The following is an 11,359-nucleotide window of genomic DNA, read 5'->3' as shown; positions in this document are numbered from 1 at the left end:
ACCCGCTTGCTACGCCTCCTGCGCCGCCCGGACCTCGGCGGTCAGGGCCTGGAGGCGGGCGTCGAGGGCATTGAGGGCGCTGGCGTCGGCGGCGGTGTCCAGGCTCAGGCGCAGGGCGGCCAGCACCAGCAGCTCGGTGGCGTCACCGCGGCGGCGGTCGCCCTGGATGGCGATCAGTTCGTCGCGCAGGCGGGCGGCGGCCTGTTGCAGGGCGGCGCGGTCGCCTTCGGCCACCTTGAAGCGGTAGCGGCGACCGAGCACCTCCACCTCGTCGTCGGCGCCCGTCTTGGCGGTCTTCACTCGACGCTGGCCGCGTGGCGCTGCTCGGCGTCGGCGGCCACGGCCTGCTCGACGGACTGCGCGGAGAGCAGGGCCAGCAGGCCTTCCACGCGCTGGCGGGTGCTGGCGCCGTGTTCTTCCTGCTCCAGCAGACTCAGTTGCAGGGTGTCGTTTTCCTCGCGCGCGGCCAGCAGCGCCTGCTCCAGTTCCTGGGTGCGGGCGGTCAGGCGCTGGTTGCGCTGCAGCAGGTCGCGGATGGCGGTTTCCAGTTCGCTCAGGGTGTTGTCCAGCATGGGCGCGGTCGTCTCTCTTGTCAGGTTCGGGACTGCCAAGGCGGCAGGGGTCAGCATTCTAGGCCTCTCACCGATCACCGGCACCCCATTCGTCGCGGGCTAAGCCCTTGTTTTGCCAAGAGGTTCACGGGGGTGACCGGCGAGCTGACCGGCTGTCAGGCAGTTGTCAGGTTGCGCTAAGGGGGCCGTAAGGCAAGACGCCTTAGCCTGGGCTCATCGCGTCGGCTGTCCTGTTCCGGCGCCCCTCGCTTCGGATGAGCCGCCATGACCGATCTGTCCCAGAGCACCGCCCCGCGCCAGCTGGACGAGCCCTTCCTGCCGTTCTCCCGGCCCAGCATCGGCGCCGAGGAAGTGGCCGCGGTGAGCCAGGTGCTGACCTCGGGCTGGATCACCACCGGGCCCCAGGCCAACCTGCTGGAAGAGCGCTTCGCCGATTCGGTGGGCGCCGCCCATGCGGTGGCCCTGTGCTCGGCCACCGCCGCCATGCACGTGACCCTGCTGGCACTGGACATCGGCCCCGGTGACGAGGTGATCACCCCCTCGCTGACCTGGGTCTCCACCGCCAACATGATCACCCTGATCGGCGCCACCCCGGTGTTCGTCGACGTCGACCGCGACACCCTGATGGTCTCCGCCGAGCAGGTGGCCGCCGCCATCACCCCGCGCACCAAGGCCATCGTGCCGGTGCACTACGCCGGCGCCAGCTGCGACCTGGCCCCGCTGCGCGCCCTGGCCCGCGAGCATGGCGTGGCGCTGATCGAAGACGCCGCCCACGCCGCCGGCACCCGCTACCAGGGCGAGCCCATCGGCCAGCGCGGCACCGCCATCTTCAGCTTTCACGCCATCAAGAACCTGACCTGCGCCGAAGGCGGCATGCTGGTGACCGACGACGCCACCCTGGCCGAGCGGGTACGCCGACTGAAATTCCACGGCCTGGCGGTGGATGCCTTCGACCGTCACACCCTGGGCCGCAAGCCCCAGGCCCAGGTGCAGGAGCCCGGCTTCAAGTACAACCTCTCGGACATCCACGCGGCCCTGGCGCTGGTGCAGCTGGATCGCCTGGGCGACATCAACAGCCGCCGCCGCCTGCTGGCCCAGGCCTACACCCAGCGCCTGGCCCAGCTGCCGGTCGCGCCCCTGGCGCTGCCCGACTACGCCCAGACCCACGCCTGGCACCTCTACATCCTGCGCATCTGCCCCGAGCGGTGCGGGATGGAGCGCGAAGCCTTCATGGCCGGCCTCAAGGCGCGCGGCATCGGCACCGGCATCCATTTCACCGCCACCCACCTGCATCCCTGGTACCGCGAGCGCTGGCCCGAGCTGGCGCTGCCCAACAGCGAATGGAATTCGGCACGGCTGTGCTCCATCCCGCTTTTTCCCGACATGACCCTCGCCGACGTCGACCGCGTGGTCGGCGCCATCGAAGACCTGCTGGAGAAAGGCGCATGAAGCCCTATGCCATCGACCGGGTATCCGTGGTGATCCCCGTCTACAACGAAGAAGCCAGCCTGCCGGAACTCTTGCGCCGCACCCGCGCCGCCTGCCGCCTGCTGGATTGCCAGGTGGAGATCATCCTGGTCGACGACGGCAGTCGCGACCGCAGCGCCGAGATCCTGCAGCGGGTTGCCAGCGAGCCGGACAGCCCAGTCGTGGCGGTGCTGCTCAATCGCAACTACGGCCAGCACTCGGCGATCCTCGCCGGCTTCGAGCAGGCGCGGGGCGATCTGATCATCACCCTGGACGCCGACCTGCAGAATCCGCCGGAAGAGATCCCGCGCCTGGTGCACACCGCCGCCCAGGGCTACGACGTGGTCGGCACCGTGCGCCAGCAGCGCCAGGATTCCTACCTGCGCACCCTGCCGTCGCGGCTGATCAACCGCGCCGTGCAGCGCTCCACCGGCGTCGCCATGCGCGACTACGGCTGCATGCTGCGCGCCTATCGCTGCCAGGTGGTGCAGTCGATGCTGGCCTGCCACGAGCGCAGCACCTTCATCCCGATCCTGGCCAACAGCTTCGCCCGCCACACCACCGAGATCGAGGTGGCCCACGCCGAGCGCGAACACGGGGATTCCAAGTACGGCTTCCTCAAGCTGATCAACCTGATGTTCGACCTGCTGACCTGCATGACCACCACCCCGCTGCGCATGCTCAGCCTGTTCGGCGGCGGCCTGGCGGTCTTCGGCTTCCTCTTCGCCGCGCTGCTGCTGGTGCTGCGCGTCACCCACGGCGCCGAGTGGGCGGCCGATGGCGTGTTCTCGCTGTTCGCCGTGCTGTTCATCTTTACCGGCGCCCAGTTCGTCGGCCTCGGTCTGCTCGGCGAGTACCTCGGCCGGGTGTACCACGACGTCCGTGCCCGGCCCCGGTTCCACGTGGAACAAGTGATCCGCGCCGCCACCCTTTCTCCTTCGCCGGCGCCGCTGCGCCAGGTCCAGTAACAGGAAAGCCCCTGATGAAAACCGCCATCGTCTTCGCCTACCACGACATCGGCTGCGCCGGCCTCGCCGCGCTGATCCAGGCCGGCTATCCCATCGCCGCCGTCTTCACCCACCCGGATGACCCGAGCGAAAACCGCTTCTTCGGTTCGGTGGCCCAGCTCTGCGCCCGCCACGGCATCCCGGTGCACGCGCCGGAAGACGTCAACCACCCGATCTGGGTCGAGCGCATCCGCGCCCTGGAACCGGATTTCATCTTCTCCTTCTACTATCGCAACCTGCTGTCGGGCGACGTCCTGGCCTGCGCCAAGCGCGGCGCCTACAACCTCCACGGTTCGCTGCTGCCGCGTTATCGCGGTCGCGCCCCGGCCAACTGGGTGCTGGTCAATGGCGAGACCGAGACCGGCGTGACCCTGCACCGCATGGTCCAGCGCGCCGATGCCGGCGCCATCGTCGCCCAGCAGCGCGTCGCCATCGCCGCCGACGACACCGCCCTGACCCTGCACGCCAAGCTGCGCGAAGCCAGCCAGACGCTCTTGCGCGACAGCCTGCCGGCCCTGGCCGAAGGCCGGCTGACCGAGCGCGAGCAGGACGAGAGCCAGGCCACCACCTTCGGCCGCCGCAGCGCCGCCGATGGCGAGCTGGAGTGGAGCCGTCCGGCCGTGGAACTGGGCAACCTGGTGCGCGCCGTGACGCAACCCTATCCGGGCGCCTTCGGCTGGATCGGTGACCGCAAGCTGATCGTCTGGAGCGCCCAGGCCCGCCAGGAAAGCCATGGCCAGACCCCCGGCAGCGTGCTGAGCCTGGAGCCCCTGCGCATCGCCTGTGGCGAGGGCGTCCTGGAAATCCAGGCCGGCCAGCTGGGCGACAACGGCCTCTATCTGTCCGGTCCGCAACTGGCCCGCGAAGCCGGCCTGGTGGCCGGTGCCCGCCTGCATCGCCAGGATCGCCGTGCCAAGCGCCGCACCCGGGTGCTGATCCTGGGCGTCAACGGCTTCATCGGCAACCACCTCTCCGAGCGCCTGCTGGCCGACGGCGAGTACGAGGTCTATGGCCTGGACATCGGCTCCGATGCCATCGAGCGGCTCAAGGCCAATCCGAATTTCCACTATGTGGAAGGCGACATCTCCATCCACACCGAGTGGCTGGAATACCACATCAAGAAGTGCGACGTGGTGCTGCCGCTGGTGGCCATCGCCACGCCCATCGAATACACCCGCAATCCGCTGCGCGTGTTCGAACTGGACTTCGAGGAAAACCTCAAGATCGTTCGCCACTGCGTGAAATACGGCAAGCGCGTGATCTTCCCGTCCACCTCCGAGGTGTACGGCATGTGCCAGGACGAGCGCTTCGACGAAGACCGCTCCAACCTGGTGGTCGGCCCGATCAACAAGCAGCGCTGGATCTACTCGGTCTCCAAGCAGCTGCTCGACCGGGTCATCTGGGCCTATGGCGCCAAGGGCCTGAAATTCACCCTGTTCCGTCCGTTCAACTGGATGGGCCCGCGCCTGGATCGTCTGGACTCGGCGCGCATCGGCAGCTCCCGCGCCATCACCCAGCTGATCCTCAACCTGGTGGAAGGCACCCCGATCAAGCTGGTCGACGGGGGCGCCCAGAAGCGCTGCTTCACCGACGTCGACGACGGCATCGAGGCGCTGTTCCGCATCATCGAGAACAGGGGCGGTCGCTGCGACGGCCAGATCGTCAACATCGGCAACCCGGACAACGAAGCGAGCATCCGCGAACTGGCCGAAGAGCTGCTGGCGCAGTTCGAGGCCCATCCGCTGCGCCACGAATTCCCGCCCTTCGCCGGCTTCCGCGAGGTGGAGAGCAAGAGCTTCTACGGCGACGGCTACCAGGACGTGGCCCACCGCAAGCCCAGCGTGGAAAACGCCCGTCGCCTGATCGACTGGCAGCCGACCACCGCCATGGCCGCCACCGTCGGCAAGACGCTGGACTTCTTCCTGCGCGAAGCCCTGGCGCAGCGGGAGGCCTGATGAACACCCTGATCCCGGCCAGCCTGCGCATCGACGTGGACACCTATCGCGGCACCCGCGAAGGGGTACCGCGGCTGCTCGACCTGCTGGACGAGGCCGGGGTCAAGGCCACCTTCTTCTTCAGCGTCGGGCCGGACAACATGGGGCGCCACCTCTGGCGCCTGGTGAAGCCCACCTTCCTGTGGAAGATGCTGAGGTCCAAGGCCGCCAGCCTCTATGGCTGGGACATCCTCCTGGCCGGCACCGCCTGGCCGGGTCGGCCCATCGGTCGCGACCTCGGTCACCTGATGCGCGAGACCCGCGCCCGCGGCCACGAGGTCGGCTTGCACGCCTGGGATCACCACGCCTGGCAGGCCCATACCGGCAGCTGGAGCCTGGAGCGTCTAGGTCAGGAATTCGGCCGTGGCCTGCAGGCCCTGGAAGACATCCTCGGCGCCAGGGTCGACTGCTCCGCCGCCGCCGGCTGGCGCGCCGATCCGCGCGTGGTGCTGGCCAAGGAGGCCTTCGGCCTCCGCTACAACAGCGATTGCCGCGGCAGTGCGCTGTTTCGCCCGCGGCTGGGCAACGGCAGCCACGGCACCCCCCAGGTGCCGGTGGACATGCCGACCTTCGACGAGGTGGTCGGCCCGGAGCTGGCCGCCGGTGACTGGAACAGCTATCTGCTCAAGCGCTTCCGTCCGGGGGCGCTCAACGTCTACACCCTGCACGCCGAGGTGGAAGGCATCGCCTTCGCCGACGACTTCCGCGCCCTGCTCAAGGCCGCGCGGGAGCAGGGCATCCTGTTCCTGACCCTGGGCGATCGCCTGCCGGCCGATCCGCGCCAGTTGCCCGCGGGCAATCTGGTGCGTGGCAGCCTGGCTGGCCGCCAGGGCTGGCTGGGCGTGCAGGCATGAGTCGGCGTCGCCTGTGGATGCTGCTGCCGCTGGCGCTGCTGGCCTATGCCCTGCCGCTGGCCTGGCGCGGCCTGTGGATTCCGGACGAGTCGCGCTATGCGCAGATCGCCCAGGAACTCTGGCGGCGTGGCGACTGGGTGGTGCCGCACTTCCTCGGCTTGCCCTATTTCGAGAAACCCATCGGCGGCTACTGGACCCAGGCCATCGCCCAGGCCTGGCTCGGTGACTCGCTGTTCAGCGTACGCCTGGTGCCACTGCTGGCCAGCCTGGCCACCGCCGCCCTGGTGGCGCGCCTGACCCGGCTGATCTGGCAGGACCGCCCGCTGGCGCTGCTCGCCGGGGTGGTCTATCTCTCCTGCGTGGCCGTGGCGGGGCTGGCCACCTACGTGACCCTCGACGCCCAGTTCGCCTTCTGGATGGCCCTGGCGCTGCTCGCCCTCTGGCAGGCCCAGGCCGCCGAGACCCGCGGCGCGGCCCTGGTGCAATGGGCGCTGCTGGGGCTGGCCTGTGGCTGCGGCCTGCTGACCAAGGGCTTTCTCGCCCTGGTGCTGCCGGTGCTGGTGGCCGTGCCCTTCTTCCTCCTGCAGCGGCGGCTGGGCGAGTTGCTCTGCCGCGGTCCCCTGGCGGTGCTGGTGGCGATCCTGGTGGTGGCCCCCTGGGCGCTGCTGGTGGCCCGGCGCGATGCGGACTTCTGGAATTTCTTCTTCTGGCACGAGCACATCCAGCGTTTCGCCGGCCAGGATGCCCAGCACGAGCGGCCGTTCTGGTTCTATGGCCCGGTGCTGCTGCTGGCCATCCTGCCCTGGGCCGGCCTCCTGCCGCGTACCCTGGGCCAGCTCTGGCAGGACCGGCGTCACCGCGGCACCGCCTTCCTCGGCATCGCCGTGGTCGGCCAGCTGCTGTTCTTCAGCCTCAGCCGCGGCAAGCTGCCGACCTACCTGCTGCCGACCCTGGCCGCCCTGGTGCCGCTGCTGGCGCGCACCCTGCAGGAGGCGGGCCGGCGCGGCGCCACCGGTGCCCTGCGGCTGAACGGCCTGTGCAATCTGCTGCTGGGCCTGGCCGGCCTTGCCGCCCTGCTGATCTATGGCGGTCGCCTCTATGAAAGCGGCGAAGGCCTGACCCGCGCCCTGGCCCTGCTGGCGCCCCTGGCGCTGCTGCTGGCCGGCCTGGCCGCGCTGGTCTGGCCGCGGCGCACCCTGCTGGCGCCGGCCCTGGCGCTCTGGGTGCTGCTGCCGCTGCTGTCCATCGCCCTGCCCAACGGCCTGGTCGACAACAAGCTGCCGAGCACCTTCATCCAGGCCCAGCTCGGCCACTTCAAGAATGCCGGCCTGCTGGTCAGCAACGACCTCGGCGTGGCCGCCAGCCTGGCCTGGGCCACCCACCGCGATGACGTGGTGCTGGTGGGCGGTCCGGGCGAACTCAAGTACGGCTTCGCCCGTGAGCCGGCCAGCGGCCGGCTGATCGAAGAGCGCGACCTGGCCGCCTGGCTCGCCGCCCATCGCGACCAGGGCCCGGTGGCCATCCTCCTGCGGGTCGGCGGCCCCAGTGATCGCCAGCTGCTCGACAGCCTGCCCGAGCCCGGCGAGAGCATCGCCAGCGAGCGCCTGGTGCTGCTGGTCTATCCGAGGCCGACGCCATGACCACCGTAGACGGCCTGTTGATCGCCGTGGTGATCGGCCTCACCAGCGCCGGCCAACTGGGCCAGAAGCGCGCGGTAGCCGCCGGTAATGCCCTGGCCGCACGCCTGCGGTCGCCCTGGCTGTGGGGCGCCCTGGTCTGCCTGGGCCTGGCCCTGCTGGTCTGGTGCGCGGTGCTGCAGCGGGTGCCGGTGGGCGTCGCCTATCCCCTGCTGTCGCTCAACACCCTGGCGGTGACCCTGCTGGCGCGCCTGGTGTTCGGCGAGGTGGTGGACGCCCGCGCCTGGTGTGGCTGCCTGTGCATCGTCGCCGGCGCCGCATTGCTGGGTGGCCAGCTATGAACGGCCTGTTGCCCCTCGGCGTGAGCATCCTGCTCACCACCCTGGCGCAACTCGCCCTGCGCGCGGCCCTGGTGCGGCTGCCGGCCATGGCCAGCTGGGTCGGCGCGCCCGAGTCGCTGCTGAGTGCGGCCGGGCTGCTGCTGGCCCTGGGCATCCTCTGCTACGGCCTGTCGCTGCTGGCCTGGCTGGCCGCCCTGGCGTGCCTGCCGCTGGGTCGCGCCTATGCGGCGCTCGGCCTCACCTACGTCTTCGTCCACCTCGGCGCGGCCTGGCTGCCAGGCGCCGCCGAATCCTTCACCCCCTGGAAAACCCTGGGCGTCGCGCTGGTCGTGGCCGGCGTCGCCCTCGTCGGCGGGCCCCGCGCCAGCGCCGCTCCCACCCTGAGGAATACCCTATGAACATCAGCGTTTTCGGCATCGGCTACGTGGGTCTGGTGCAGGCCGCCGTGCTGGCGGAAGTCGGCCACCAGGTGGTGTGCATGGACATCGACCGCGCCAAGATCGACAAGCTCAAGCGCGGCGAGGTGACCCTCTATGAACCGGGTCTGGAAGAGCTGGTGCGCAGCAACCTGGCCGCCGGCCGCCTGGTGTTCACCCATGAGGCCGCCGAAGCCGTGGCCCATGGCGCCGTGCAGTTCATCGCCGTCGGCACCCCGCCGGCCGCCGATGGCTCGGCCGATCTGTCCGCCGTCTTCGCCGTGGCCGAGACCATCGCCCGCCTGCGCCGCGAGCCGCTGATCGGCCAGCCGGTCTCCCGCGATCCGCTGCTGGTGGTGAACAAGTCCACCGTGCCGGTGGGCACCGGCGACCGCGTCCGCGCGCTGATCCACGAGGTGCTCGCCGAAGAGGGCCGCACCCTGCACGTGGAGGTGGTCTCCAACCCGGAATTCCTCAAGGAAGGCGCCGCCATCGCCGACTGCAAGAAGCCCGATCGCATCGTGGTGGGCACCGACTCGCCGGTGGCCCGCGACGTGATGCGCGAACTCTATGCACCCTTCAACCGCAACCATGACCGCATCCAGTGCATGGACCTGCGCAGCGCCGAGCTGGCCAAGTACGCCGCCAACAGCCTGCTGGCGGTCAAGATCAGCTTCATCAACCAGATCGCCGAACTGGCCGAGCACGTCGGCGCCGACATCGAGGCGGTGCGCCAGGCCATCGGCGCCGATCCACGCATCGGTCACCACTTCATCTACCCGGGCTGCGGCTACGGCGGCTCCTGCTTCCCCAAGGACCTGCAGGCGCTGATCCGCACCGGCGAGGAAAACGCCGTGGAGCTGGACCTGCTGCGCGCCGTGGAAGCCATCAACGTGCGCCAGAAGACCAAGCTGTTCGAGCGCATCAACACCTACTTCGACGGTGACCTGCGCGGCCGTACCTTCGCCCTCTGGGGACTGGCCTTCAAACCCAACACCGACGACATGCGCGATGCGCCCAGCCGAGTGCTGATGGAAGCCCTCTGGGCGGCCGGCGCCAAGGTGCGCGCCTTCGACCCGGTGGCCATGGCCGAGGCCCAGCGCCTCTATGGCCACGACGAGCGTCTGGCGCTGATGGGCACCCCCGAGGCCGCCCTGGCCGGCGCCGATGCCCTGGTCATCTGCACCGAGTGGCAGCAGTTCAAGGCGCCGGACTTCGATCTGATCGCCCGCCAGCTCAATCAGCCGCTGATCTTCGACGGGCGCAACCTGTTCGATCCCGAGCGCATGGAGCGTCGCGGTATCGAGTACTTCGCCATCGGCCGTGGCGCCGCCCTGGGCGGTCCCCAGGTCACCCGCCGTGTGGACGCCGCCTGATGGTCTCGCCCATGCCCCTGACCCCACGCAGCGCGCCCCTGGCCGCGCTGCCGGCGGCCAGTCGCCTGCGCCGCGAAAGCCTGCTGCTCGGGGTAATCGCCACCCTGATGTTCACCCTCGGCATCTGGAACCAGGCGCCCCAGGGCTTCGACGGTCGCTGGGCGGTCTTTCTCGGCGAGATGTTTCGCCATGGCCCGTCCTTTTTCGCCACCACCTACGGCCAGCCCTATCCGGACTATCCCGGCACCGCCACCTGGCTGAGCTGGCTGGCCGCGCGGGTGATCGGCGCGCCCAATCACCTGGCCAACGTGCTGCCCACCGCCCTGGCCTCGGCCGCGGTGCTGGCGCTGACCTATCGCCTGCTGGCCGATACCCGCCGCGCCTGGGCGCTGCTCACGGTGCTGCTGGTGGCCCTGACCCCGCAGTGGCTGGAAAAGGCCCGCGCGGTCTGCCTGGATCAGCTGGTCGCCCTGGTGGTGCTGCTCTGCTTCTACCTGCTCTACAGCGCCGACCGTGACGGTCGCCCGCTGCGCCGCCTGCTGGTGCTGCCGCTGTTCGCCCTGGGCTTCGCTATCCGTGGTCCGCTGGGCCTCATCGAGCCCTGCGGCGTGGTCTGCCTCTACTGGCTGGTGGTGGCCTGGGGCGAACCGGCCCGGCGCACCCTCGCCCTGCAACGGCTGTTCGGCTACGGTCTGGCCGGTCTGGCGCTGCTCGCCCTCGGCTGGTGGACGCTGATCCAGCTCGCCCACCACGAGGGTGGGGCGGATTTCGCCGCCGAGGTCTGGCACATGCAGGTCACCGGCCGGCTGGACGAGAGCGGCAAGCCGTTCTGGTTCTATCTGCAGCTGGGGCTCTATCGCTATCTGCCGGTGCTGCCGCTGGCGCTGCTGGTGCTGGTGGCCGAGCGCCGCCGCCTGCTGGCCTGGCCGCACACCGCCCAGCGCCGGCTGCTGCTGGGCCTCGCCGGCAGCGGTCTGCTGATCCTGGTCGGGTTGTCCATCCCGCACTTCAAGCGCGCCTACTATGTGGTGCCCATGGTGCCCTTCCTGGCCGCCATCGCCGCCCATGGCCTCCTGCGCGCCGAGGGCTGGTTCCGCCGCATCGCGCCGGTCTACACCGCGCTGGTGCTGGCGCTGCCCGGGCTGGCGCTGGTGGCCATGCTGGTCTGTCGTCACCTCTGGCAGCGCCACGGCTACTGGCCGGATGTCTCCCTGGCGCTGCTGGTGCCGGCCTTCGTCCTGCTGCAGATCGCCGCCCTGGTCAGCTGGCGCCGGCTGGACGGCAGTCGCCGCCTGCTGACGCTGAGCGCCCTGGCGCTGGCCGCCCAGTGGCTGATGCTGGTCACGGTGGTGGAGCCGGCCCAGGACCTGCAGTACGACACCCGCGGCTTCGTCCAGCAGGTGGAAGGTCTGCGCCAGCAGCAGCCGGGTCCCCTGGTGTTCTTCGGCCTCGGCCAGGACAGCTGGGCGATCCGCTACATGATGAACCTGGACCACGACGAACAGCCGATCTTCATCGCCCGGCCGCAGGTCGCGGACCTGGCGCACCTGCCGTCCGGCGCCTGGATCATCCTCGCCCGCGACGACCGCGAATTGCTGGCGGGCACCCCGCTGGCCGACCTCACCCCGGTGCTGGGACGCCGCCTCAACGGCAATCCCTGCCTGGTGTATCGCCTGCCCTGAAGTCTCCCGGAGC

At 70.0% G+C, this 11,359-nt stretch carries 11 protein-coding genes; 9 read left to right on the top strand and 2 right to left on the bottom strand.

Annotation, left to right across the window (positions count from 1 at the left end; translation table 11 throughout):
* Nucleotides 1-9: 9 nt before the first annotated feature.
* Both zapA and PSEK12I1_RS0100955 read right to left on the bottom strand, forming a co-directional pair.
* Nucleotides 10-300 (bottom strand): cell division protein ZapA, encoded by a 291-nt coding sequence (gene zapA / locus PSEK12I1_RS0100960; protein WP_027600402.1) that lies wholly within the window; start codon nucleotides 298-300, stop codon nucleotides 10-12.
* Nucleotides 297-572, bottom strand: coding sequence for a hypothetical protein (locus tag PSEK12I1_RS0100955; RefSeq protein WP_007161495.1), 276 nt, complete (start codon nucleotides 570-572; stop codon nucleotides 297-299). The genes zapA and PSEK12I1_RS0100955 overlap by 4 nt, the downstream gene beginning before the upstream one ends.
* 300 nt (nucleotides 573-872) lie before the next feature.
* Between PSEK12I1_RS0100955 and arnB the strand changes: the two genes are divergently transcribed.
* From arnB to PSEK12I1_RS0100910, 9 genes are read left to right on the top strand one after another with little or no spacing between them, the layout of a single operon-like run.
* Nucleotides 873-2,021, top strand: a complete 1,149-nt coding sequence (gene arnB, locus PSEK12I1_RS0100950) for a UDP-4-amino-4-deoxy-L-arabinose aminotransferase (RefSeq protein ID WP_027600401.1) — start codon at nucleotides 873-875, stop codon at nucleotides 2,019-2,021.
* Nucleotides 2,018-3,007 (top strand): undecaprenyl-phosphate 4-deoxy-4-formamido-L-arabinose transferase, encoded by a 990-nt coding sequence (gene arnC, locus PSEK12I1_RS0100945; RefSeq protein ID WP_027600400.1) that lies wholly within the window; start codon nucleotides 2,018-2,020, stop codon nucleotides 3,005-3,007. The genes arnB and arnC overlap by 4 nt, the downstream gene beginning before the upstream one ends.
* Before the next feature lie 14 nt (nucleotides 3,008-3,021).
* Nucleotides 3,022-5,001, top strand: a complete 1,980-nt coding sequence (gene arnA / locus PSEK12I1_RS0100940; RefSeq protein WP_027600399.1) for a bifunctional UDP-4-amino-4-deoxy-L-arabinose formyltransferase/UDP-glucuronic acid oxidase ArnA — start codon at nucleotides 3,022-3,024, stop codon at nucleotides 4,999-5,001.
* An 11-nt stretch (nucleotides 5,002-5,012) separates the two neighbouring features.
* The gene (arnD, locus tag PSEK12I1_RS0100935; protein ID WP_027600398.1) at nucleotides 5,013-5,894 is read left to right on the top strand and encodes a 4-deoxy-4-formamido-L-arabinose-phosphoundecaprenol deformylase; all 882 of its coding nucleotides are present in this window, start codon (nucleotides 5,013-5,015) and stop codon (nucleotides 5,892-5,894) included.
* Nucleotides 5,891-7,534 carry a lipid IV(A) 4-amino-4-deoxy-L-arabinosyltransferase gene (arnT, locus tag PSEK12I1_RS0100930; protein WP_027600397.1) on the top strand — a complete coding sequence of 548 codons (1,644 nt, stop codon included), beginning with the start codon at nucleotides 5,891-5,893 and terminating at the stop codon, nucleotides 7,532-7,534. Before arnD ends, arnT begins: the two co-directional genes overlap by 4 nt.
* Nucleotides 7,531-7,872, top strand: a complete 342-nt coding sequence (locus tag PSEK12I1_RS0100925; protein WP_027600396.1) for an EamA family transporter — start codon at nucleotides 7,531-7,533, stop codon at nucleotides 7,870-7,872. Before arnT ends, PSEK12I1_RS0100925 begins: the two co-directional genes overlap by 4 nt.
* Complete coding sequence (locus PSEK12I1_RS0100920; protein ID WP_027600395.1) at nucleotides 7,869-8,270, top strand: hypothetical protein; 402 nt, start codon at nucleotides 7,869-7,871, stop codon at nucleotides 8,268-8,270. Before PSEK12I1_RS0100925 ends, PSEK12I1_RS0100920 begins: the two co-directional genes overlap by 4 nt.
* A complete protein-coding gene (locus PSEK12I1_RS0100915; protein ID WP_027598081.1) occupies nucleotides 8,267-9,664 on the top strand; it encodes a UDP-glucose/GDP-mannose dehydrogenase family protein in 1,398 nt (465 codons plus the stop codon). The genes PSEK12I1_RS0100920 and PSEK12I1_RS0100915 overlap by 4 nt, the downstream gene beginning before the upstream one ends.
* Nucleotides 9,664-11,346 (top strand): glycosyltransferase family 39 protein, encoded by a 1,683-nt coding sequence (locus PSEK12I1_RS0100910; RefSeq protein WP_037006558.1) that lies wholly within the window; start codon nucleotides 9,664-9,666, stop codon nucleotides 11,344-11,346. The genes PSEK12I1_RS0100915 and PSEK12I1_RS0100910 overlap by 1 nt, the downstream gene beginning before the upstream one ends.
* The last annotated feature ends 13 nt before the right edge of the window (nucleotides 11,347-11,359 follow it).

The organism is Pseudomonas sp. MOIL14HWK12:I1, from assembly GCF_000510705.1.
Lineage (GTDB): Bacteria > Pseudomonadota > Gammaproteobacteria > Pseudomonadales > Pseudomonadaceae > Chryseomonas > Chryseomonas oryzihabitans.
This window is presented reverse-complemented; position numbering and strand designations above follow the sequence as displayed.